The organism is Acinetobacter sp. AND/436, assembly GCF_049546925.1.
Classification (GTDB): domain Bacteria; phylum Pseudomonadota; class Gammaproteobacteria; order Pseudomonadales; family Moraxellaceae; genus Acinetobacter; species Acinetobacter indicus.
Map to the genome: position 1 here is coordinate 210,873 of NZ_JBMXBO010000001.1, position 24,256 is coordinate 235,128.

Sequence of the window (24,256 nt, forward strand, 5' to 3'; positions counted from 1 at the left end):
GAGATACAATTGCCCGACACAGGCAGCACTGTGTCGAGCCAGATTTCCGCTAAGATAAAAATCAGACTTGAATGAAAAGGCAGGAACAATGCGCGCATCTTTGAGTGTGATCACGCTGGCTGTGCAGGATTTAGACGCAGCTTTGCGCTTTTATCAGCAAGGTTTGGGCTGGCAGAGTGAAGGTATCGTCGGGCAGGAATTTGAACAGGGCGCAGTGGCGTTTATCACGCTGGATTCAGGCCTGACACTGGCACTGTGGCCGCAGGCTGCCTTGGCGCAAGATTCAGGCCTGCCCCTGAGCCGTTTTTGCCCGACCCAAATCAGTCTGGGGCATAATGTGCATAGTCCGCTGGACGTAGATCAGGTGATGCAGCAGGCCGAGCGTGCCGGTGCCACCATTGTCAAACCGGCACAAGCCACCTTTTATGGCGGTTATGCCGGTTATTTTCAGGACCCCGATGGCCATCTTTGGGAAGTGGTCTGGAATCCGTGCTGGGAAGATACTCAGGATTGAGTTGCGATCTGATCGTCGCGGGTATAACGGTCAACCACCACACTAATCATCATATCACCCTGGACATTGACTACGGTACGTACGGTATCCAGCAAACGGTCAATCGGCAGTAAAATGGCAATTGCTTCTGCCGGCAGACCGACCGATTGCAGCACCATAATCATGGTGACCATGCCGGCACTTGGAATTCCCGGCGCGCCCAAGGAGGCAATCATGGCGGTGGCACAGACCACCAACTGCTGGCCCAAGGTCAAATCCAGTCCCATTAAATTGGCAATAAACAGCGCCGCAGCGGCTTCATATAAGGCCGTGCCATCCATATTCAGCTGTGTACCGAGCGGAATTACAAAGCCAGCTGTTTGCGGACGCACCTTCAGATTTTCCTGGGCGCATTTCATCGAAAGTGGCATGGTGGCCGAACTGGAACTGGTGGCAAATGCAGTAATTAAAGCAGCGCGGGTTCCTTTAAAGAAGGTCACCGGATTCATTTTTCCAAATAGCCATAGCAGTAGCGGCAGTACCACCAGACCATGAAAAATCGTGGTGCCGGTTACCACTACGGCAAACTCAGCCAGACGGCTGAGCACGGTCACATCTTCGGTGGCAATCAGCTTGGCCAATAGCGCAAAAATCCCCAGCGGTGCCAGTTTCATCACCCAGCCGATCATCAGCATCATGATGTCAAAAAACTGATGACTAAGCCGGCGCACAGTCCGGAACTGCTCACCGCCTTTGACCAGCGCCACCCCGACAAATAAGGCAAACACCACCACCGCCAGCACATTGCCCTCGGCAAAGGCCTTAAACGGATTAATCAGGGTGTTTTGAATAAAATTGGTGAAGAAAGACGACGGCGTTAAGGTATCTGGCGTCTGATGCTGGCTCATCGCGTCCTGGAATAAACGCACATCTACACCTTTGCCGACTTCAAACAGATGCGCACAGGCCAGACCTAAAATGAGTGCCAATGTGGTGGTGGTCACACAGCACAGCAAGGTAATTTTCCAGACCCGGCTCAGCTGGCCAGAAGCCTGCAGGTTGGATACCCCGACTACAATCGAACTGAAAATCAGGGGAATCAGCAGCATTTTCAGCAGGCCGATAAAAATACTGCTGGCAATACTCAGGCCATATAAGCTGCCGTCATAAAATGCGCTGCCCGGCAACAGGTTCAACAAAAACCCGAATAGAACCCCTAAAATTGCGGCCACCAGAATTTGTGTATTTAAGCTCATGGGTGCATATATTGTGATGTCATCTTGCTTGGCACTATGCCATGCGAGCTGCGCTGAATCGAGCATTATTTTGTCAAAAGCAAATCCAGCTCAGCAAAAAAGCCCGGTGCCAGAAAAACTGGCATAAGATGTGCTTTATCAGTGCATTACCTTGTTTTTAAGACTAAAAGAGTAACCTCATGAAAAAACTCGCCCTTATTCTTGCACTCATTTGTAGCACTACGCAGGTTTTTGCCCATTCTTCGGGCAACAGCAAGGCACAAGGCTGCCATAAACATGCACCAAGTGAGCTGCCGCATTGCCATTGACGGCAGGATAAAAAAAGCCGAATCGGTTGATTCAGCTTTTTTATTGAGGTGAGCTTATTGGGTTTCAATTTCGCGTAAGCGAATTAAACCTTCCTGCGTGGTGCTACAGACCAGCTCGCCGTTTTGCCACATACGGCCAAAGTTCAGGCCACGCGAACTGTTGCTGATGGTGGCTTCCATGTCATACAGCATCCAGTCATCGACCCGGAATGGCTTATGGAAATACATGGCATGGTCGATACTGGCACATTGCAGACTTGGCGACAGATAACTCAGGCCATGCGGACGCAGCGCGGTGGTCATCAGGGTAAAGTCTGAATAAAAGGCAGCAATGGCCTGATGCAGGGCAATTTCATCCTGCTCCGCTGCAATCGGGCTATGTGTACGGATATAATGCGCATAAGACGGCGCTTCCGGCTGCGGCTGAAACGGATTGCTTGGATTCACCGGGCGGATTTCCACATGACGGTCACGGGTAAAGCTGGCGCGAACGTTTTCTGGAATAAATTCGACAATGCTCTGTACCAGTTCTGCTTCATTTTTTAACTGTTCCGGTGCCGGATATTCAGGCTCGGAAATCTGGTAATTCAGCCCTTCTTCTGGCGCAGCAAAAGACACCATACACATAAAGATGGTCCGGCCATGCTGGATGGCTCGCACCTGACGACTAACAAAGCTCTTGCCTTCACGAATCCGGTCCACTTCATAAATAATCGGTGCGTTGACATCGCCGCCAAACAGGAAGTAGGCATGTAAGGAATGCGCCGGACGGTCGGTGGTATACGAGGCTGCACGCAGTGCCTGGCCCAGTACCTGTCCACCGAACACGCGCTTACCGACCAGATTGCGGCTGATGCCTCGGTAGATATTTTCTTCAAGTTTTTCCAGGCTAAGCAGTTCAACCAGTTCCTGAGTCAGTGCATTCATGCGGGGAAACCTATGTCGGGATATTTAAAAATCAAAACAAGCAAAATAGAAACAGCTCAATCTTGCCTATTTTGCCATATTTGTCGACTAAAACACTAAAGTTTAACTGACTGCCCTGTCACGGCTCCCGTATAATGCGCCGCACTAAAAATACGATTTTTAACGATAAAATTGAGCACTAAAGATAGAATTTGTCAGAAAATGTCAGGCTATTTTTCGCTACAATTAGATTCATTATTTTTCCCTCAGATAATCTGCGGTACTGGTCATTGATTTAGGAGTTGGTATGTCCAAGAGTGGTTTTGGTCAAATTTATCGTCAGCTTTCAAGCAAACTGCTTGATCTGGTGGTAAGCCCGCATGTACTGGGCGAGGTTCCTGCCGAAGCAGCAGCGACAGACCATTCAGAACAGCCGACCCAGAAAATTGTCTGCTATGTGTTGCAGAACCATTCCCGCAGCAATGCCCTGGTCCTTGATGGTGAAACACGCCGCTTAAAGCTGCCGCCAGCATTAGACCCGATGCAGATTGGCCAGCACAAGGAAAAAGCTTCGATTCTGTTTTTACAGCACTATGATGAAAACAATCTGCTAAATCCGCCGCCGCACGCCTTTCCGCCGCGTTTGCTGCGTCTGATTGAGCTGCTGGAACAGCACCCGGAACTGGATATTGAGCTGATTCCGGTCACGGTCCTCTGGGGCCGCGCGCCAGATAAAGAAGATTCCTGGCTCAAACTGCTCCTGACCGATACCTGGGCTACGCCGGGTACCGTCAAGCAGCTGGTCAATATTGGCCTGCATGGTCGCCAGTCCTATCTGGAGTTTCATGAGGCACAGTCTTTAAGAGCGATGGTGCAGACCGCCAAGATTCAGGCCCCGAACCTGTCGCCAGCGACCTGTATTATTAATACCTTAAATAATTATTTAGACAGCCAGCGCGAAGTGGTATTAGGTCCCGATTTATCGGACCGCCGTAACGTCATGCATAGCCTGATTAAAGCGCCGGATGTACAAGAAGCCATTCGCCGCGAAAGCATCCGCAGTAAAATCAGCATGATTGAAGCCGAGCGCCGTGCCATTGGCTATTTAAATGAAATCGTGTCGGACTATTCCTATGCCGCCATCCGCTTTGCTGAAACGGCGCTAACCCGTTTATGGACCCAGCTCTATGATGGCGTCGAGGTGCATAATTTCAGCACCGTGCGTGAACTGGCCAAAGACTACGAAATTATTTATACCCCGTGCCATCGCAGTCATATCGACTATTTATTGCTGTCTTATGTGATTTATAAACGCGGCATGATGGTGCCGTATATTGCGGCTGGCGATAACCTGAACATGCCCTTTGTCGGTCAGTTATTACGCGGTGGCGGGGCCTTCTTTATTCGCCGGACTTTCCGTGGCAATGGCCTGTACACCACCGTATTTAAGGAATATCTGTACAGCATTCTGTCGCGTAACACGCCGCTGGAATACTTTATTGAAGGCGGCCGTTCGCGTACCGGCCGCTTGTTGCCACCAAAAACCGGCATGCTGGCCATGACCGTACATGGACATTTACGTGGCCGCGCCAAACCAATTGCCTTTGTGCCAACCTATATTGGCTATGAACGCCTGATGGAAGGTTCGACCTATGTCGGTGAAATGCAGGGTAAACCGAAAGAAGCCGAATCCATTGTCGGCATTCTGAAAACCTTGAGAAAAATCGAGCGTATTTTTGGCAAGGTGCATGTGAATTTCGGCGAGCCAGTCTTTTTAGATGACATGCTGAAACAGCATGGCGCCGAGCAGATCAGTATCGAAAAAAATGATGACCCGATTCCGCAGGAAGTCTCCGATGCGGTAAACAGCTCAGCCTATGCGATTCTGGAAAATATTAACCGCGCTGTGGTGATTAATCCGGTATCGTTGTTATCGCTGATTTTGCTGGCCACGCCAAAACACACCCTGGATGAAGCGATCTGTATCAAGCAGCTGGATACCTATCGTGACCTGCTCACTGCCCTGCCTTACGATGAGCGCACCCACATTACCCCGCTTTCAGGCAAGGAAATTATTGCCTACGGTCTGAAGCTGAAACTGATTAAACGTGTGCAGCACGTTCTGGGCGATATTATTGCCATTGAAGACAATCAGGCGGTGTTGCTAACCTATTTCCGTAACAATATTCTGCATGCCTTTGTCCTGCCATCTCTGGTGGCGGCACTGGTGGAGCACAATGGTTCAATCAAGCGTGGCGATCTGATTAATGTAATTCGTACGCTGTATCCGTTCCTGAAAGCCGAGCTGTTCCTGAAATGGAATGAAGCAGAACTGAAACAGCAGATCTGTGCCTATGCTGATGGGCTAATTCAGGCCAAGCTGATTAGTGAAGATGCTGAAGGGAATCTGCTTTCTCCGGCACCGAACAGTGAAGATCATAACCAGTTGGTAGTATTGGCTGCGCCGGTAATGCAAAGTCTGGAACGCTACTACATGACCCTGGCGCTGATTACCCAGCGTGGTTCGGGCAATATTTCCGCCCGTCAGGTTGAAGAACTGAGCCATCTGGTGGGTCAGCGTTTATCGGTGCTGTATGAGTTCAACTCACCGGAATTCTTCGATAAGGCCCTGTTCCAGAGCTTTATTAAAGTGCTGACCCAGCAAGGCTATATCAGCACCAACAGCGACAATGCCATTGTCTTTGATGAGAACTTTAGCAATGTGGCGCAGTATGCCAATCTGGTGCTGGATGATGTAACCCTGCAAATGCTGCAACACATCACCACCTTTAGCGATGAAGAACTGAAAGATGCACTAGATGCACTAGCCGCACAGCAAGCCAAACGTCGCTTAAAACGTAAAAAGAAATAAAAAAACCGTCCATAACCCGTATCTTTGCCTTCGTGCAAAGGTGCGGGAAATATCAGCCATCCTCAATAAAATTAAAAATTCTTAGTTCACATCCGCTTGCTGTAACAGGGCCAGATAATCCTGAAAACAGTCATCATGCTGTAACTTAAAACCACTGTCCTGCATCCGTTTCGGTCGAATCCGCTTGCCGGTTTCGTACTCGCTGGTCAGGGTTAATAACGGCCGATGTAGCTGCTGCTGAAACCATTGCACCACTTCATGCAGCAGTTGCGGCTGACCATTACTGACAATATAACTCTCCTGCAGATGTTCCACGTGAATCATCTGTGCCAGAAAACGCGCCAGATCATCAATATGAATCCGGTTAGACCAGTGCCGGTTTGGATATTCAGTGAGCGTGTGCGCCAGCTTGACCATCCTTGCGATTGAGGTGCCATAAATACCGCTGGGCCGGATAATGGTGCAACGCTCCGGATAAGCGCTTAAATAGGCCTGCTCCATCTTGAGCAGAATGTCTGCCTGCGTATCTGGCGGCTGAAGCAGTGTGGTATCCTCAATCCATTCCCCGGCATTTTGTCCATACACCCGGGTCGATGACACCACCACCATGCGCCGCACCGGATGCGCTGCCAGCGCCGTTACAATTGGTTGCACCGAATCCAGATAGGTCTGCTGATAGGCCTCCGGCGTACTCTGCCCCGGACTGAGCAGCACATAGACCCAGTCAATGGGCGCCAGCTGGCTTAAATCCAGCTGCTGCACATCCTGAATCAGATGCGTTGCATGCACATCACTTTTCCGGCTGCGGCTAATTGTGGTAATTTGGTGGCCGGCTTGAAATAGTTGTTTAGCCACACGTGCAGATGTTTTACCATAACCGATAAATAAAATATGCATAACCCACTTGCTCATTACCATTGTTGAGGGGACATGGCCGCAGTCCATCAATTACAAGGCGTTGGCGCTGCTGCTGCCGCGTTACTGGAAAAACTGAATATTTTCACCACAGATGACCTACTGTTTCATCTGCCGCGTGATTATGAAGATCGTAGCACGATCATTCCGATGAACCAATTGAACGTCGGCCGCAGCTATTTACTGGAAGGCATTGTCAAAGGGGTCGATTTCCCACCCGGCAAACGCAAGTCGATGGCAATTCTGCTGGATGATGACAGCGCCAAAGTCACCTTACGTTTTTATCATATTTATAAAGGCCTAACCGACCGTGCCAAAGTCGGCAACCGCCTGCGCGTGTTTGGTGAAGTCCGGGTCGGCGCACGTGGTCTGGAAATGTATCATCCGGAAATCCAGCTGATCAGCGAGCATACTCCGCTACCGAAAACCCAGCTCACGGCGATTTACCCAAGCACCGAAGGGCTGACCCAGCCCAAACTGCGCGACTATGTCAAACAGGCGCTGAAACAGCACAGTGATGATCTGCCGGAACTGTTGCCGGAAAAATTTACCAACGGCTATGCACTGAAACAGGCGCTAGAATATATCCATGAGCCGCCAACCAGTGCCAATATGCTGCAGCTTGGTCAGGGTTCGCATCCGGCCCAGCAGCGGCTGATTTTTGAGGAACTGGTGGCACATCAGGTCAGTTTATTGACCCGCCGCGCTTATATCCAGCAGATTGAAGCGCCAGCTTTTGCGCCCAGCCAACGTCTGGCCAAGCAGTTACTGGCCGGTTTACCGTTTAGCATGACCGGCGCACAAAAACGGGTGTCCAAGGAAATTATCCAGGACCTGAAACAAAACAAGCCGATGCTGCGACTGGTACAAGGCGATGTCGGCGCCGGCAAAACGCTGGTGGCGGCGGTGGCGGCCTGTCATGCACTGGAAGAAGGCTGGCAGGTGGCGCTGATGGCACCGACTGAGATTCTGGCTGAACAACATTATTTAAACTTTAAACGCTGGTTTGAACCTTTGGGACTGACCGTATCCTGGCTCTCTGGCAAACAGAAAGGCAAGGCCCGCGCCAGCGCCGAACAGATTATTCAGGATGGCAGCGCCCAGCTGGTGGTCGGCACCCATGCGCTGTTTCAGGACAATGTCGAATTTGCCAAGCTGGGACTGGTGATTATTGATGAGCAGCACCGCTTTGGGGTCGATCAGCGGCTGGCCTTAAGAAACAAGGGCCTGAATCACATGACTCCGCATCAGCTGGTGATGACCGCCACCCCAATTCCACGTACGCTGGCGATGTCCGCCTATGGCGATCTGGACACTTCCATTATTGATGAGCTGCCGCCGGGCCGTACCCCGATTCAGACCGTGACCATTCCACTGGACCGGCGCGAACAGGTACTACAGCGTATTGCCAGCAACTGTGCCGAAGGCAAACAGGCCTATTGGGTCTGCACCCTGGTCGAACAGTCAGAAACGTTGGATGCGCAAGCTGCCGAAGCGACTTTTGCTGAAATCAAGGAACGCTTTCCGGAACTGAATATTGGTCTGGTGCATGGCAAAATGAAGGCTGATGACAAACAGGCGGTGATGCAGCAGTTTAAAGACAACCAGCTACAATTGCTGATTGCCACCACCGTGATTGAAGTCGGCGTCGATGTCCCGAATGCTTCAATTATGGTGATTGAAAATGCCGAGCGTTTAGGGCTGTCGCAATTGCATCAGCTGCGTGGCCGGGTCGGTCGGGGCGCCAAAGCCAGTTTCTGTGCCCTGCTGTATAAGCATCCGCTGTCGCAAAACGGCCAGGAACGGCTGCGGATTTTAAGAGAAAGCAATGATGGCTTTGTGATTGCCGAAAAAGATCTGGAACTGCGCGGCCCCGGGGAGTTGCTGGGCACCAAACAAACCGGCGATATGGGCTTTCGGGTGGCCAAGCTGGAACGCGATGATCATCTACTGAATCAGGCACATTATGTGGCCCAGCAGATGCTGAAAGATTATCCCGAGCAGGCCGAGGCCCTGCTCAAACGCTGGCTGCCGGAAGCACCACGTTATGCCTATGTTTAAGCTGCTGGCGCATAGCCGTACGCTATTACAAAAATTACTGCCCTGCCAGCTCTGTGGCAGTGCGGCCCAGCAGCAGTACCGGGTCTGTGCAGATTGCTTGCAGCAACTGCCATGGTTAAAAGCAAACGTCTACCGGCAGGAAACCGAGATTCAGGTGGCCTGTCATTATCGTTATCCAGTCGACCGGATGATTCAGCAATTCAAATATGAGCAGCAATTGCATTATCAGCCTTTACTGGCGGGCAGCCTGTGTGAATTGGCCTATCCACGGGTACAGGCCATTGTCCCGATGCCGGTGGCAACCGAGCGACTGGCAGAGCGTGGCTATCATCATACCCTGCTGCTGGCTCAGGTGCTGGCACGCCATTTACAGCTACCAATCTGGCAACCGGTTGTACGGCGCCATCAACACAGTCAAAAAGGCTTAAGCCGCTTGGAACGACTGGAAAATCTGGACCAGCAATTCCAGCTGCGACCCGATGCCGGCCGGCCCTATCGCCGGGTATTAATTGTTGATGATGTGGTCACCACCGGCAGCTCAATTCGTGCACTGAAACAGCAGCTGGAGCAACTTGGCTGTCACAAGGTCTATGCGGTGTGTATTGCCAGTGCCGACGGATAAATCATTTCAAAAAGACAGCCAGCCTTAAGCCGACTGTAACAGCTGCTGTTTCACCCAGGGAATCACCACTTCTGTGGTTAACGGTGCCAGACGTGTCGTCTTATCCTCCAGTTCAATCCATTTCATTTCCGCAATTTCCGCCTGAACCTGCGGGTCCTGATCGAGCTGCACATAATAAACATAACTGACCAGACGATGATCCGGCTCATTGGCCGTAGCGGTTTCAAAACGGCCAACAAACTGTTTAATCTGGGCCTGACAGCCAATTTCCTCCGCAATTTCCCGGCAGATGGTCTGCTCCGGTGGCTCATTGCTTTCCAGCTTGCCACCGACCTGCATAAAGCATTCGGTGTGCTGTTTGCGTACCAGCAGCAATTGCTGCTGCTCATTCAGAATAATGGCCGCAGCTACGGTAATGGTGTTCATATTTATTTCACCAAGGCTTGACGGTCAGCCATGCCCCATTTCGGTTCAGGCGCCTGAAAACGTTCAAACTGGCTTAAAATCTCATCCATAGAATCGGACACAATTAATGCCTCGGTAAAACGTGCATGGGTAAAGCCCTTGTCAGTGGTCATGCGAATAAAGCGCAGCAGATCATCATAAAAACCTTCAACATTTAAAAAGGCATTCGGTTTTAAATGAATTCCCAGCTGGGCCCAGGTCCACTGCTCAAAAATTTCTTCCAGCGTACCGGCACCGCCCGGCATGGCAATAAAGGCATCGGACAGTTCTGACATTTTGGTTTTACGCTCATGCATATTTTTTACCACATGCAGCTCGGTTAAACCGGGATGGGCCAGCTCGCGATCAACCAGCGGCTCCGGAATCACGCCAATTACGGCACCACCGGCCTGCAAGGCACTGTCTGCGACCACGCCCATTAACCCGGAGCGACCACCACCATAGACCAGGGTTTTGCCCTGTTTTGCAATCGTTTGCCCGACCAGCTGCGCCGTGTCCACAAAAACCGCATCGGAACCTAAAGCCGAGCCACAGAAGACTGCAATTGAATTTGTCATTTTTTCACCATGTTCAGCGGCTATGATGCCGCAAATATACCCTTGAGCTGGTTTTTTAAATAAATTAGCACTTCAAACAGTGTTTTTAATCAAATCCTTGTCTAAAATACACCCATCAATAAAACCCATACTGCGCAAGGGAGAAAAGACTAATGCTTGAAGCCTTTTACGCCACAGAGCGCGGTAGTCTGGAAGATGCCACCATCAACGGCGGCTTCGACCTGCATCCAGAACTGGTCTGGATTGACCTGATCGCCCCTTCACAAGAAGAACAACAGTGGGTCATGGACGCCTACCGGCAGGATTTACCCACCTTAAAGTCCCTGGAAGACATTTCCTCATCTGCCCGATTTTACCGTGATGATGATGGGGTTTTACACATCAGCACCTATTTTTTAACGAAAAATAAAAACTATCAGGTCGATGATGAATCGGAAGAAAATTCCAGTATTCTCGCCACGGTACAAACCGTTGCCTTTATTTTAAACCGGGACCGCCTGCTAACCCTGCGCGGTGAAAAACTGGTGGCCTTTCGTGCCTTTCGTGCCCGTGCACGGCGCAATGATTATGAAATTGATTATAAAGACCCGACCTGGGTGCTGCTCGGTCTGTTAGAAGCCAAGCTGGATGAGCTTGCGGATATCTTGGAAGATATCCACAAGGACCTGGAAAAATACTCCACCGAAGTGCTGAATAACCGCCACCGGGAAATGATTTTAGACCTTGATGACATGATTACCCGGCTGGCTCAACTGGAAGATATGCTTGGAAAAGCCCAGCTCTGTCTGATTGATTTACGCCGTGTGCTGACCTTTTTAGCGCGTCCACGTGCCTTGGGCAGTCATATTTATGATGCCGATATCCGTGAACTGAGTGAAGATGTACGCTCGCTGGTCGAACACGACGCCTTCCTGTTCCAGAAAGTACGCTTCCTGCTCGATACTACTTCGGGTTTCATTAACACCGAACAGAATGACACCATCCGTCGCTTCTCGATTTTACCAAGTATGCTGGCACCGCCAATGCTGGTGGCCAGTGTTTATGGCATGAACACCGACGTACTGCCTTTTGCCAAAGGCACCACCAGTTTTATTATTGTCAGTATTATCCTGATTGGCTTCTTTATCGGGCCGCTGATTTACTTCAGATGGAAGAAATGGATTTAATGCGACACGTCCTCTCTCCCTGAGGGAGAGAGTTAGAGAGAGGGCTGGTTTCGCTAATCTTCCATCCCTCCTCACCTCCCTTGAGTCAAGCGAGAAACTTAATGCCATAAAAAAAGCACCTCGGTTGAGGTGCTTTTTGTTTAAGCGCTGAGCTGTAAATCATCCTGCAAATGACAGGATTGAATAATCTTCATCATTTTTTCCGGGACGGCTTTAAAGACCAGCCCTTGCGCATCCGGGCTCTGTCTTAACCAGCGTACCAGCACGGCCAGTGCCAGGGTACTACCCTGCTCAAGTTCGGCCAGATTCACCACCACCGGGGTGGGCTGCTGTTGAATCAGCTGCAAGCCCTGCTGGTAATACTGCTCGGCATTGTTAAAGTCAATTTTCCCGGAAACTCGCAGTTCCTGATTTACATATTCAATCACAGCACGTCCTATTATTTTTTATCAACCGCAGCTTCTGCATCTGGTTTAAAGGTCGCAATCGCTTTATCAATATTGCCGCCATTACGTTTGACGTTGGCTGCAAACTGGTTACGGAACTGCAGACCTAAATCAATCCCGGATACGTTGATGTTACGGATTTTCCACTGATTGCCTTTATCGACCAGCTGGAACGATACCGGAATTTTCTCGCCTTTGTTGTTAAAGTCGATGGTCACTACCGGGTTCTTGCTGTTGCTGGCTTTATACGGACGTAAGGTATAAGTCTGGTTGCTGAATTTCGCAAAGGCTGAACCGTAGTTTTCAATCAGGGTTTCACGGAAATTCTTTTCAAACTGGGCACGCTGGGCAGCCGAACTGTACTGATTGGTCGCATAGGTTCCCATCACAATACGGGTAAAGGCTTGCGAATCGATATACGGATCAAGGTTCTGGCGCACAATGGTTTTCACCAAGGCCGGATTATTTTGCAGTTTGGCATGATCGGCTTTTAAACGCGAAATCAGGCCATCCGCCACTTTCTTGATAAATGCGGGAGGAGTTTCGGTTGGTGCAGCAAATGCACTACCTGCCACCAGCGTGGCCAAAACACTTGCGGTCAAGGTTTGTTTGAACAATGTCTTCACTAAAATTTCTCCTCTCAATTACTCAACAAATGACACTTCTGCATCTGTTGTTTCAGCGGATGTCTCATCTGCCGGGTTATCGGATGATGACTTGTTGCCTGCGCCACCGGTCACAAACTTGGTCACAAGGTCTTCAATTTCCATGGTGCTTTGGGTATTACTGATTTGATCACCACGTTTTAAATAATTCAGACCACCACCCGGTACAATCTTCAGGTACTTCTCACCCAAAAGACCATTGGTTGCTACCATTATGTAAGCATCTTCATCGATATTGGTGATGGAGGTCATGTTATCCAACAGTTGCTTTTCCATTGCTTTTTGTTGCGCAGGATCGGCTTCGCTGTATTCGCTGCTGTAACGCAACTCTTCCAGGGCATATTGTTGCACCTGTTGTAACTGTTCCTGATTAAAGGTGGTCAGCTCACCATCCAGAATCATGGTCACAGTGGCCAGACGCGTCACCGGGTCTAAAGTAATGGATTCGACCTGCCCGACTTTAACCCCGCTTAAGGCCACTTTGGCACGCGGCTTGATCCCGTTAATATTGTCAAACGTTGCGGTCATGGAATAACTGTCCTGAATGGTGGTGCCCACCAGACCACTGACCCGCATCGCCAGGAAGAATAAAGCAATACCAAACAGAATGACAAAAACACCGACGGCCAGCTCACTAGTACGTGATTTCATTAAACACCTCCGAACATGACCGCAGTCAATACGAAATCAAAACCTAAAACACAAAGCGATGAATACACCACGGTACGCGTGGTAGATGTCGCGATACCTTCAGACGTAGGCTCGCAGGCATAGCCTTGGTAGACCGCAATCCAGGTACAAATTAATGCAAAAACAAAACTTTTAATAATGGTGCCGTTAAAGATATCTTTATAGAACTGTACGGTGCTTTCCATACCGCTCCAGTAAGAGCCTTCATCGGCGCCTAAAAAATCTACCCCAACGAATTTACCACCCATAATGCCGACTGCCGCAAAAATCACGGATAGCATTGGCAAGCTGAAAATACCGGCCCATAAACGCGGCGAGATGACCCGTTTTAAAGGATCGACCCCGATCATTTCCATACTGGACAATTGTTCGGTGGCTTTCATCAGGCCAATTTCAGCAGTTAAGGCAGAACCGGCACGGCCAGCAAATAACAGGGCCGCAACCACTGGTGCCAGTTCACGCAGCAAGGTTAAGGCAACCGCGGTGCCCAGCATGGCTTCACTGCCAAAGGTCACCAGAATGCTGTACATTTGCAGGCCCAGCACCGCACCAATAAATAAGCCCGAGACCACAATAATCAGCAGTGACATCACCCCGACGCGGTACATCTGGTAAATAAACAGTTTCACGCCAATCCAGGTTGGCATAGAAAATAAAATCTGGAGCAGCATTAATGTGGCAACGCCTATACCACGTACCCGCTCAATCACACGGCGTCCTAATGCAGCAATCGCATTCATGCTGAATGCACCTCATGACTTAAATAGGGTTGATGGCTAAACTGATAGTCGACCGGGCCTTCAACTGAACCGGTTAAGAACTGACGTACAAAAGGCGAGGCATGCTGTTTTAATTGTTCTGGGGTGCCTTCACCCTGCACTTTCCCTTCCGCCACCACATAAATATAATCGGCAATGGATAGGGTTTCGGCCACATCATGCGACACAATAATGGTGGTTAAATCCAGTGCTTCACGCAATGAACGGATTAAACGGGTCAATACGCCCATCACAATCGGGTCCTGACCGGCAAAAGGTTCATCGTACATAATCAGTTCCGGGTCCAGCGCAATGGCACGCGCCAAAGCCACACGACGGTTCATCCCGCCAGACAGTTCAGACGGCATGAGCTGCTCGGCACCACGCAAACCCACCGATTCCAGCTTTAAAGCCACCAGTTCGGCAATAAGATGTTCGGGTAAACGGGTATGTGCACGAATCGGGAAGGCCACGTTTTCATAAACCGTCATATCGGTAAACAAGGCACCGCTTTGAAACAGCATGCCCATTCGCGCCCGTGCTGCAAACAGCTCCTGACGTGACATTTTCCCAATATTCTTACCATCGAGCAGCACTTCACCCTGATCCGGAGTGAGCTGCCCGCCAATTAAACGCAGCAAGGTGGTTTTACCCGTGCCTGACGGTCCCATAATTGCAGTAATCTGCCCACGTCGAATTTTTAAGCTGACATTGTCGTAAATGACCCGCTCCCCTCGTTTAAAGCTCAGGTGATTGACTTCAATCAGTGCTGGCGCCTGTAGAGGTGTCTGATTATTCATAGCTGAGGATTTTCCTGCATTTTTTCAGCATGCATACTATAAAGGATTGGAGAACAAATTGTTATCTATGAAATTCTTTTAAACTGTGTACAAGTTGTACAATTTTATTATGGTCTAATTTGAGTGTAGAAACAAAGAGATGCAGCTTAGGCAAAAGTTCTGTAAATAAAAAAGATGAGGTTACAGAGCAGCAAAACCCAAAAAATATATGGCATAAGCACCTCTTTCATAGATGACACACCGGGCAGTTTGTGCGAATGATAATGAGACATCGCTTAATATATTCTTAAATAAACTTGAACCAGTATACATTTTCCTCATCAAAATTCAAATTTTCTCGCATAAAAAACCGGTGCAAGCACCGGTTTTCTGAATTCGCTCAGTTCAATTTAGTCGTTGAATTTACGACGACGGTCACCACCTTCACGGCGTGGACGGTCGCTGTTGAACTCGCGACGTGGACGGTCATCGAAAGAACGCGCTGGACGGTCGCCAAAATCACGCTTAGGACGGTCACCGAAAGCACCTTCACGACGTGGTTTGTAGTCTACGCGGTTGCCGCGGTTGTCATCATTGCTGTCAAAACGTGGACGCTCGTTGAAACCACCTTCGCGACGCGGACGGTCACTGTTGAATTCACGGCGTGGACGGTCATCGAAAGAACGTTGTGGACGGTCGCCAAAGCCACCTTCACGACGTGGACGATCGCTGTTGAATTCGCGACGTGGACGGTCATCGAAAGAACGCTGTGGACGGTCGCCAAAGCCACCTTCACGACGCGGACGATCGCTGTTGAATTCACGACGTGGACGATCTTCGCCAAATGGACGCTCGCCACGTGGTTTGTCATCGAAGCTGCGACGTGGACGGTCATCACCGCCTTCACGACGTTTGAAGTTGCTTTCGCCTTCAAAACGACGGCCACCGCCGAAACCACCACGGCCACCGCGACCACCGTCACGTTTACCACCACGACCGCCGTCACGACGTGGACGTGCTGGAGGTGGAGATGGCTCTAAACCTTCAATTTCAGATACTTCTAAACGTGCATCTAAGTAATCTTCAAGCGCACGAATTTTACCGCGTTCACGGTAAGTCGCCAAAGTAATCGCTTTACCAGTACGACCGGCACGACCAGTACGGCCAATACGGTGTACATAGTCTTCGTTCTTCATTGGCAGACCGAAGTTAATCACGTGAGAAATAGTCGGTACGTCCAGACCACGCGCTGCAACGTCAGTTGCAACTAAAATCTTGGCACGACCTTCACGAATGCTGCGTAAACGGCGGTTACGAACGGTTTGTGGCATTGCACCATGCAGCGCAACAACTGAGTGACCTGCTTCAGCCAGTTCTTCAGCCAGCATATCGGTATCTTCTTGGGTAGAAGCGAATACAACGGCCTGATCAAGATCCTGTTCGCTCAACCAGTGCGTCAACAGTTTTTTCTTGTGCTCGAAGCCATCAGTCCAGTGTAAAGTCTGAGTAATGTCCGTATTGGTAGAGTGACCGGTTTCGATCGCAATACGTTCTGGCTCATTCATCATACGTTCAGCAAGCGTGATGATACGTGGTGCAAATGTCGCAGAGAACATTAAAGTCTGTTCGCGGTTTGCAGCCAAATCACTGATTGCTTCCAGATCTTCAGAGAAACCCAGGTCCAGCATACGGTCAGCTTCGTCAACGATTAACGCATTAACTTTGTCGAGTTTGATTTGACGACGGTTCACAAGGTCAAGTAGACGACCTGGCGTCGCTACAACCACTTGTGCACCTTTTAACTGTTGAATTTGTTTACCAAAAGGCATACCACCCATGATCGCAGCAATACGAACACCTTTCATGTGACGTACAAATGCAATCGCGTCCTGGCTCACCTGTTGAGCAAGTTCACGTGTTGGGCAAAGTACTAGAATAGATGGCTGAGTAATGGCTTTCATACGTTCTTTAAACGGAACGAATGTGTCCTGGTTTGCAAGTGCGTTCAGCGTTGGGAGAAGGAACGCTGCAGTTTTACCCGAACCGGTTTGGCTTGATACAAGAAGATCTTTACCTTCTAATGCCGCAGGAATTGACTGTTCCTGTACAGGCGTAGGCGCAGTAAAGCCAAGAGCGTCTAACGCTTGTTGTAAAGTTTCGTGTAGAGGAAAATCAGCAAAAGTTTTGCTCATAGAGTATTTCACCCGAGAATTGGGTGCTCCATAATAATAAAGTCAAATGGACATCGGCAAAAAGCGGCACAGCATTGAACGCTGAAAATTTAAGAATTCAGCGGCGATCCGAGTAACGACGATGTTGATATAACGCACGCATGATTACGGCTTAACCTGAAGGAATCGCTTTAGCGATTGGGGCGCGAGATATCGTCCTCTCTTTGGACCGCACGCGCATACACAATGATTAGAAGAGAAATGTTCAGGTAATGAACGGAAATTAAGTGCGTGGGCGGATTATAGCAGGATTATTTTAAAAGTCATCTAATTTAATCAACTTTTGCGTTAATTTCTGTACCAGTCGTTAAACTTGAATTAAATCAAGCACAAATAACAGGCAAAAAAACAGCCCGACTGGGCGGGCTGTTTTTTAGGGCTTGGGAGCAAGCCTTGTCATTTCACTCAATGCGTCTATTATTTTGCCGCGTCGCCCCAGGCAGGTACTACTGCCTTCATTAAAGGCTTCAGCATTTTCATAGAACACGCAAGTACCTGACCATTGTCCATAGAATCGCTGCCACCACGTGCATCCACTACAGTACCACCAGCTTCTTTGACGATTAACTCACCCGCTGCGATATCCCACGGTTTTAGGCCCAGCTCGAAATAGCCATCTAAACGACCAGCTGCCACATAAGCCAGATCCAGCGCAGCAGAACCTGCACGGCGATATTGCGCACCGGCTTCAGTCACGTTCAATAATGATTCGAAATGGTTTTTGGCATACGACACCACTTCACCATTACGTTTGGCGCGGTAAGCATGACCCACAGCCAGGAACGTATTCTCCAGGCTGTCTTTAACATTCACGCGGATACGGCGCTGATTAAGCATGGCACCACGACCACGGCTGGCAGAGAACAATTCGTCTTTGACTGGATCATAGATCACGCCGTGCTGAGTCACGCCTTTGTGCTGAACAGCAATAGAGATACAGAAATGCGGAAAACCGTTGATGAAGTTAAGCGTACCGTCTAAAGGATCGATCACCCAGCACCAATCGGCGTCATGACCTTTACCTTCTTGCAGACCGAACTCTTCACCCAAGAAACTGTGATTTTTATAGCTTTTACGTAGGGTATCGATGGTCAACTGTTCCAGGTAACGGTCAACACGCGTTACTGGACCATCAATTCCTTTTTCTTCGACTTGTAGATCGAGTTTATGACGATTCTGATGCGCTTTTAAAAGCTCTTGACCAACTGTTTGAGCCGCACGCGCAGCCATCACCACCATAGGTTCCATTGAACACCCACTACAAATTTGAAGATACTGATAAAGAATAATGCATAAAAGCCCCAACATTTTAGCAAATATTGGGGCTTTTGGGGAATAAATGTTTCTAAAATTTATTGCTTCAGGATGAAACGCTCTCGGTCAGCTTGTTCCAGGCCTGGGTCATGGCCTGCTCGATACCGGCGGCATCAAGACCGGCCTGCTGCAACATCTGGCTATGTGTGGCCTGTTGCATAAAGCTGTCATCCAGGCCTAAGTGAATAATAGGCTTGACCAGCTGAGCCTTGGCCAGATATTCACTGACGGCACTGCCCGCGCCGCCCATCACTGCATGTTCTTCTACGGTTACAAACAGCTGGGTGTTTTCAGCCAGGCGTTCAATCATGGCTTCATCCAGCGGTTTCACAAAACGCATGTTCACCACTTGCACGGCAATGTCATGCCGGGCTGCAAATGCCTGTGCTGCTTCAATGGCCGGATAGACCCGGCTACCAAAGGCCAAAATGGCAATCTGCTCATCCGACTGTTCATTAAAACGCGCCACAATTTCTGCCTGACCGATCTCCATCAGGTTCAATTGCTGCTGAATTTCGACTCCAACGCCATTACCACGTGGATAACGCACCGCTGCCGGCCCCGGATAATGATAAGCCGTGTGTAGCATCTGGCGGCATTCATTTTCATCTTTCGGCGCCATGATCACCATATTCGGTACGGTGCGCATGTAGGCATAGTCATAGGCTCCGGCATGGGTTGGACCATCTTCACCGACCAGACCGGCCCGGTCGATACCGAAGGTGACATCCAGATTTTGCAGCGCCACATCATGAATCAGCTGATCATAACCACGTTGCAGGAAAGTCGAATAAATTGCGACCACAGGTTTTAAACCTTCACAAGCCATTCCGGCCGCCAAGGTCACGGCATGCTGCTCAGCAATGGCTACATCAAAGAAACGCTCCGGATATTGCTTGGCAAACTGCACCATGCCCGAACCTTCGCACATGGCCGGGGTAATCGCCAGCAGACGTGAATCTTGTGCAGCTTCATCAGATAGCCATTGGCCAAAAACATCGGAATATTTAGGTGCCGCTGCTGCAGACGCGCTGCTGTTGATTTTACTAATTGCGTGATATTTAATCTGGTCCGCTTCTGCCGGGGCAAAGCCTTTGCCCTTTTTGGTATAAACGTGGATTAAACGCGGGCCTTTACGCTTTTTCAGTGCCTGGAATACATTGACCAGCTGATCAACATCATGGCCATCAAAAGGACCAAAATAATCAAAACCAATCGCTTTAAATAAATTATCAGCCGCATCGGTTGCAGCACAATGCAAACGTGAGGTGTAGTTCCACTCGGGATGTGGCTGGATATAGGCCTCGCCAGCAGCATCAATATGCACGCTTTCGCCGCGCTGCCACAGCGCCGCCAGATGTTTGGCAAAACCACCGGTGCTGCAGGAAATTGACATATCATTGTCGTTTAAAATGACCATTAAATCGGCCTGATGCGCCACCGCATCATTCATGGCTTCAAAGGCCATGCCGGCGGTCATGGCGCCGTCACCAATAATTGCCACCACTTCACGCTGCTGCTGCTGATAACGGCTAGCCAGCGCCATGCCCAAACCGGCAGAAATCGCGGTGGAGGAATGTCCGACGCCAAAGGTATCAAATTCAGATTCTTCACGGGCCGGAAACGCGGCCAGACCATCTTTGGCTCGAATGGTGGTCAGCTGTTCACGGCGTCCAGTTAAGGCTTTATGCGGATAAGCCTGATGACCGACATCCCAGATCAGACGGTCATGTGGCGTATTAAACGCATAATGCAAGGCCACAGTCAGTTCGATGACCCCTAAATTGGCACCGAAATGCCCGCCACTTTGCCCTGCTGCATACAAAATGAATTGACGTAACTCATCTGCCACTTGTGCTAACTGGCTTTGCGCGAGTAAACGTAATTGTTGTGGATGATCTATGCTATCCAGCAACGGTGTTACAGGGCGTTGAGTCGGTATTTCTGTATACAACATATGTGGCAAAGCCTTCTAAAGCCTGGCAAAACCTAAGCTAGGTCAAGGGGGAGTTACTCGATCATATAGTCGAATTGTACCATCTTCAATCAGCCACATTTCTAGCGATGTAGTTTTGAGCAATGATTTCAGTCGGGCAGTGTTTAGGTGGCGTAGATTATCCTGAATAACCTTGCTATTTATCAACTATTATCGTTCGCTTTCTACAAAAAAGAAAATCTTCTGCAGAAATTCAGCAATCCTATTCTACTAATGTCTGAGCATTAGGCTATACTTTAACGCATTCATGAACAATTTAACGGGTAAAACTGTGCCTATAGAATTTGTCGCAACGTCAAGACTACCAACCGCTTTTGGTGAATTTAAAATTACTGTATTTCAAGATCCGAAAACTGGCGAAGAGCATGTTGCACTGTCTAAAGGTCTGGAACAGGCCCCGACCGAACCGGTACTGGTTCGTGTCCATTCCGAGTGCTTAACCGGGGATGCCTTTGCTTCATTAAAATGTGATTGCGGCCCGCAATTACAGGCCACCCAGCGTCTGATTAATGAAGCCGGACAAGGGGTGATTTTATATTTGCGTCAGGAAGGACGCGGCATTGGCCTGACCAACAAGATTCGCGCCTATGCCCTGCAAGATCAGGGACATGACACGGTAGATGCCAATTTAATGCTGAATCTGCCAGCCGATGCCCGTCAATATGATATGTGCAGCATTATGCTGGATCATCTGCAAGTCAAAGCGGTGCGGTTAATTACCAATAACCCGCTAAAGATTGAAGCGCTCCGTGAGCAAGGGATTAATGTGGTGGATCGCGTGCCGTTAACGGTGGGTTTAAACCCGTTTAATGAGCAGTATTTAAAGACCAAACATGAGCGTATGGCACATATGTACCAAAAAGATGACTTCTAAGTCATCTTTTTAGTTTTAAAACAATTCTTCTCAGATCTAAGGAATCCCATACCCGATATTGATTTAGATGACCGGCGACAGGGAGGTCGCCTTTCCGCTTATCTCGATTAAATGGCTTCTTTTTAAACTATTTCAAATTGGCAGACTACCTGTATCAATAACATTTCATTCTGCATGAAGGCTTTTTCTTTGTTACTTTGACGGGGCAAAGTAACCAAACCCCTTTACTTCACTGATATGGCATCCCTGCCATACAGTGAAATGGCGACCTCCCTGTCGCCGGGTCATGTGATTGAATGCTGAATTGGATAAGATAAAAATTAAATCGTCATTGAGAAAATACGGGTACTCGGTACTTTACGTTTTAAACGCAAATCAAACGCCATACAGATATTACGTACAAACGGTTTGCCCTGCTCCGTAACCTGTAAATGATCCTCAAACAGCGTTAACAAGCCATCTTCCTGCATTTCTTCCAGCTGCTTGAGCACCTCAGGCAATTCCGGGAACTGCATCTCTGGTTCGGCCCAAGAGGTCTGGAAACTGCACATCAAATTCAGGATATGCCGGCGAATCATCAGGTCCTCAGCGGTCAATACATGCCCGCGAAATACCGGAATTTCATTCTGTTCCAGTCGCGCATAATAATCTTCCAGGGTCTTTTCATTTTGCGCAAAGCTGTACCAGCTATCACTGATGGAAGATAACCCAAGCCCAATCATCAGCTGGGTTTTGGAAGCGGTATAGCCCATAAAGTTACGGTGCAGACTGCCCTGCTGAAAAGCCTGATACATGGCATCGCTTTTCAGGGCAAAATGATCCATGCCAATTTCATGATAACCATGCGCCAGCAGTTTTTTCTTGCCCTCTTCATACAGGGTACGTTTCAGTTCATCTTTTGGCACATCATCATCTTTAAAACCGCGCTGGCCATTGCCTTTAATCCACGGCACATGCGCATAACTATAAAAGGCCAGACGGTCCGGATTTAACTGGGTGGTCTGCTGAATGGTATTTAGAACATCGTCCAGATTCTGAAAAGGCAGACCAAAAACCAGATCATGCGAAATTGACGTATAGCCAATGTCACGCGCCCATTCGGTCACACGCTGCACATGTTCATAAGGCTGAATCCGGTGGATGGCTTTCTGGACCTTTTCATTATAGTCCTGCACGCCATAGCTGACCCGGCGAAAGCCCAGATCATACAGCGCTTGCAAATGTTCACGAGTGGTATTGTTCGGATGGCCTTCAAAACTGAATTCATGCTCGGGCGCCACTGTGGCTTTGCCCAGAATGCCCTGAATCAGCTGCTGTAAATGGGCTACAGAAAAGAAAGTCGGCGTGCCGCCACCCAAATGGATTTCTTTAATCATCGGCCGGTCTGGCAGCAACTGGCAATATAAATCCCACTCTTTCAGCACCGCCTGAATATACGGTTGCTCCACTTCATGGCGTTTGGTCACGCGCTTATGGCAACCGCAAAAGGTACATAAACTTTCGCAGAAGGGCAGATGGATATACAGGCTGATGCCTTCGCTGGCATTGGATTCAGCAAACGCGCGTTGCAGACTTTGCTGCCAGGCCTCGCGAGAAAAACTGGCCTCTTCCCAATACGGTACGGTCGGATAACTGGTATAGCGGGGTCCTGGAACATTGTATTTTTGTACGAGAGAACTGGCCGGTTTCAACATCTACATTGCTCCACTGCAATTGACCCTATGAGGTGGGCACAAGGCCCGTATTCACTATTGTGCGGAGCTTAAAACAGGAATTCAACCTAGCCTTTTGGTCGGGAATCGGGAAGCTCATGCTGTTGCCTCTTCACTTAGATCAGCCATGCGCAGCGCACAGCAGCCCTTCCCCTCTTAATTTTTTTACCAATCTGTGCTTTGATGTGCTTATTGTTTTTTATTCATGAGTGTCATCATGCAGCATCCTACCTCCGCTGATATTCAACGCGTACGTGAATTTCTTCTCGATTTACAGGCGCGCATCTGTGCCGCGTTAGAACAACAGGAACAGGCCGGCGGCGGTACGGCTGAATTTGTGATTGATGACTGGCAGCGCCCTGAAGGGGGCGGTGGCCGTTCCCGGGTCTTACAAAATGGCAGCGTGATTGAAAAAGGCGGGGTGATGTTCTCGCATATCAATATTTCCAAACTACCTGCCTCAGCAACCGAACGCCATCCTGGCATTGCCGGTGCCAAAGCGCAGGCGATGGGCGTATCTCTGGTGATTCACCCGAAAAATCCAAATGTTCCAACCTCACATGCCAATGTGCGTTTATTTGTGGCCGAACCGGAAGGTCAGGACCCGATCTGGTGGTTTGGCGGCGGTTTTGACCTGACCCCGTTTTATCCGAATGATGAAGATGTCCTGTCCTGGCACCAGATTGCACATGACTTATGTGCGCCCTTTGGCGAGCAGGTCTATGCCGAACACAAACAGTGGTGTGATGACTATTTCTATCTGAAACATCGCGATGAACAGCGTGGAGTGGGCGGCCTGTTTTTTGATGATTTAAACCAGTGGGATTTTGACACCTGTTTTGAATATATTCAGGCGGTGGGCAATGGCTATCTGGAAGCGATTTTGCCGATTTTTAAACGCAATCAGGATAAACCTTATACCGAAGCGCAGCGTGAATTCCAGCTCTATCGTCGTGGTCGCTATGTGGAATATAACCTGGTCTATGACCGTGGTACGCTGTTCGGCCTGCAAACTGGCGGCCGGATTGAATCCATTTTGGTCAGCTTGCCCAATCTGGCCGGCTGGAGTTATCGCCCGGAATGGGATGCCGATTCCGCAGAGAAAAAACTCACCGACTATTATTTAAAGCCGCATGACTGGCTACGCGAACTACAATAAATGTCTAAAAA

Annotated in this window: 21 protein-coding genes; 7 read left to right on the plus strand and 14 right to left on the minus strand. The window is 49.3% G+C overall.

What is annotated here, in order from left to right; translation table 11 throughout:
* Nucleotides 1-88: 88 nt before the first annotated feature.
* The gene (locus ACPEPR_RS01040; RefSeq protein ID WP_127799321.1) at nt 89-514 is read left to right on the plus strand and encodes a VOC family protein; all 426 of its coding nucleotides are present in this window, start codon (nt 89-91) and stop codon (nt 512-514) included.
* Here ACPEPR_RS01040 and ACPEPR_RS01045 read toward each other — a convergent pair.
* Both ACPEPR_RS01045 and ACPEPR_RS01050 read right to left on the minus strand, forming a co-directional pair.
* A complete protein-coding gene (locus tag ACPEPR_RS01045; RefSeq protein WP_160241786.1) occupies nt 505-1,749 on the minus strand; it encodes a dicarboxylate/amino acid:cation symporter in 1,245 nt (414 codons plus the stop codon). The two genes, ACPEPR_RS01040 and ACPEPR_RS01045, sit on opposite strands and share 10 nt — an antisense overlap.
* A gap of 362 nt (nt 1,750-2,111) precedes the next feature.
* On the minus strand, nt 2,112-2,984 hold the full coding sequence (locus tag ACPEPR_RS01050) for an acyl-CoA thioesterase (RefSeq protein WP_075167392.1): 873 nt from the start codon (nt 2,982-2,984) through the stop codon (nt 2,112-2,114).
* A 286-nt stretch (nt 2,985-3,270) separates the two neighbouring features.
* Here ACPEPR_RS01050 and plsB point away from each other — a divergent pair, with 286 nt between their 5' ends.
* Nucleotides 3,271-5,835, plus strand: coding sequence for a glycerol-3-phosphate 1-O-acyltransferase PlsB (gene plsB, locus ACPEPR_RS01055; protein WP_206862882.1), 2,565 nt, complete (start codon nt 3,271-3,273; stop codon nt 5,833-5,835).
* A gap of 81 nt (nt 5,836-5,916) precedes the next feature.
* On the opposite strand, the gene ACPEPR_RS01060 is transcribed toward plsB, so the two are convergent.
* Nucleotides 5,917-6,732 carry an NAD(P)H-binding protein gene (locus ACPEPR_RS01060; RefSeq protein ID WP_016658522.1) on the minus strand — a complete coding sequence of 272 codons (816 nt, stop codon included), beginning with the start codon at nt 6,730-6,732 and terminating at the stop codon, nt 5,917-5,919.
* Between the two features lie 33 nt (nt 6,733-6,765).
* Between ACPEPR_RS01060 and recG the strand changes: the two genes are divergently transcribed.
* Together recG and ACPEPR_RS01070 are read left to right on the plus strand one after the other, a co-directional pair.
* The gene (gene recG / locus ACPEPR_RS01065; protein WP_016658521.1) at nt 6,766-8,811 is read left to right on the plus strand and encodes an ATP-dependent DNA helicase RecG; all 2,046 of its coding nucleotides are present in this window, start codon (nt 6,766-6,768) and stop codon (nt 8,809-8,811) included.
* Nucleotides 8,798-9,433 carry a ComF family protein gene (locus ACPEPR_RS01070; RefSeq protein ID WP_104499964.1) on the plus strand — a complete coding sequence of 212 codons (636 nt, stop codon included), beginning with the start codon at nt 8,798-8,800 and terminating at the stop codon, nt 9,431-9,433. Before recG ends, ACPEPR_RS01070 begins: the two co-directional genes overlap by 14 nt.
* Before the next feature lie 24 nt (nt 9,434-9,457).
* Here the strand turns inward: ACPEPR_RS01070 and ACPEPR_RS01075 are convergent, their stop codons facing one another.
* The gene (locus ACPEPR_RS01075) at nt 9,458-9,859 is read right to left on the minus strand and encodes an NUDIX hydrolase (RefSeq protein ID WP_104489521.1); all 402 of its coding nucleotides are present in this window, start codon (nt 9,857-9,859) and stop codon (nt 9,458-9,460) included.
* 2 nt (nt 9,860-9,861) lie between these two features.
* Nucleotides 9,862-10,455: a TIGR00730 family Rossman fold protein gene (locus ACPEPR_RS01080; RefSeq protein WP_005180318.1), complete on the minus strand. Its 594-nt coding sequence runs from the start codon at nt 10,453-10,455 to the stop codon at nt 9,862-9,864.
* A gap of 152 nt (nt 10,456-10,607) precedes the next feature.
* Between ACPEPR_RS01080 and ACPEPR_RS01085 the strand changes: the two genes are divergently transcribed.
* Nucleotides 10,608-11,621 carry a CorA family divalent cation transporter gene (locus ACPEPR_RS01085; RefSeq protein WP_005180320.1) on the plus strand — a complete coding sequence of 338 codons (1,014 nt, stop codon included), beginning with the start codon at nt 10,608-10,610 and terminating at the stop codon, nt 11,619-11,621.
* Between the two features lie 140 nt (nt 11,622-11,761).
* Here the strand turns inward: ACPEPR_RS01085 and ACPEPR_RS01090 are convergent, their stop codons facing one another.
* The 8 genes from ACPEPR_RS01090 to dxs form a co-directional block, all read right to left on the minus strand.
* The gene (locus ACPEPR_RS01090; protein WP_423561814.1) at nt 11,762-12,049 is read right to left on the minus strand and encodes an STAS domain-containing protein; all 288 of its coding nucleotides are present in this window, start codon (nt 12,047-12,049) and stop codon (nt 11,762-11,764) included.
* A gap of 11 nt (nt 12,050-12,060) precedes the next feature.
* On the minus strand, nt 12,061-12,693 hold the full coding sequence (locus ACPEPR_RS01095; RefSeq protein ID WP_005180322.1) for an MlaC/ttg2D family ABC transporter substrate-binding protein: 633 nt from the start codon (nt 12,691-12,693) through the stop codon (nt 12,061-12,063).
* Between the two features lie 18 nt (nt 12,694-12,711).
* A complete protein-coding gene (locus ACPEPR_RS01100) occupies nt 12,712-13,383 on the minus strand; it encodes an outer membrane lipid asymmetry maintenance protein MlaD (protein WP_075168244.1) in 672 nt (223 codons plus the stop codon).
* Nucleotides 13,383-14,162, minus strand: a complete 780-nt coding sequence (gene mlaE / locus ACPEPR_RS01105; RefSeq protein WP_005180328.1) for a lipid asymmetry maintenance ABC transporter permease subunit MlaE — start codon at nt 14,160-14,162, stop codon at nt 13,383-13,385. Before mlaE ends, ACPEPR_RS01100 begins: the two co-directional genes overlap by 1 nt.
* Nucleotides 14,159-14,980 carry an ABC transporter ATP-binding protein gene (locus ACPEPR_RS01110; RefSeq protein WP_005180329.1) on the minus strand — a complete coding sequence of 274 codons (822 nt, stop codon included), beginning with the start codon at nt 14,978-14,980 and terminating at the stop codon, nt 14,159-14,161. The genes mlaE and ACPEPR_RS01110 overlap by 4 nt, the downstream gene beginning before the upstream one ends.
* Nucleotides 14,981-15,369: 389 nt before the next feature.
* Nucleotides 15,370-17,151 (minus strand): DEAD/DEAH box helicase, encoded by a 1,782-nt coding sequence (locus ACPEPR_RS01115; RefSeq protein ID WP_168397464.1) that lies wholly within the window; start codon nt 17,149-17,151, stop codon nt 15,370-15,372.
* Nucleotides 17,152-17,607: 456 nt separating this feature from the next.
* Entirely contained in the window at nt 17,608-18,438 is an 831-nt protein-coding gene (locus ACPEPR_RS01120) for an inositol monophosphatase family protein (protein WP_034597976.1), read from the minus strand.
* 112 nt (nt 18,439-18,550) lie between these two features.
* Nucleotides 18,551-20,461 (minus strand): 1-deoxy-D-xylulose-5-phosphate synthase, encoded by a 1,911-nt coding sequence (gene dxs, locus ACPEPR_RS01125; RefSeq protein ID WP_005180334.1) that lies wholly within the window; start codon nt 20,459-20,461, stop codon nt 18,551-18,553.
* 310 nt (nt 20,462-20,771) lie between these two features.
* On the opposite strand from dxs, the gene ribA reads away from it, so the two are divergent.
* The gene (gene ribA / locus ACPEPR_RS01130) at nt 20,772-21,374 is read left to right on the plus strand and encodes a GTP cyclohydrolase II (protein WP_034598236.1); all 603 of its coding nucleotides are present in this window, start codon (nt 20,772-20,774) and stop codon (nt 21,372-21,374) included.
* Nucleotides 21,375-21,694: 320 nt separating this feature from the next.
* Here the strand turns inward: ribA and hemN are convergent, their stop codons facing one another.
* A complete protein-coding gene (hemN, locus tag ACPEPR_RS01135; RefSeq protein ID WP_168382145.1) occupies nt 21,695-23,068 on the minus strand; it encodes an oxygen-independent coproporphyrinogen III oxidase in 1,374 nt (457 codons plus the stop codon).
* Between the two features lie 235 nt (nt 23,069-23,303).
* On the opposite strand from hemN, the gene hemF reads away from it, so the two are divergent.
* A complete protein-coding gene (hemF, locus tag ACPEPR_RS01140) occupies nt 23,304-24,245 on the plus strand; it encodes an oxygen-dependent coproporphyrinogen oxidase (RefSeq protein ID WP_180182055.1) in 942 nt (313 codons plus the stop codon).
* Nucleotides 24,246-24,256: the final 11 nt, after the last annotated feature.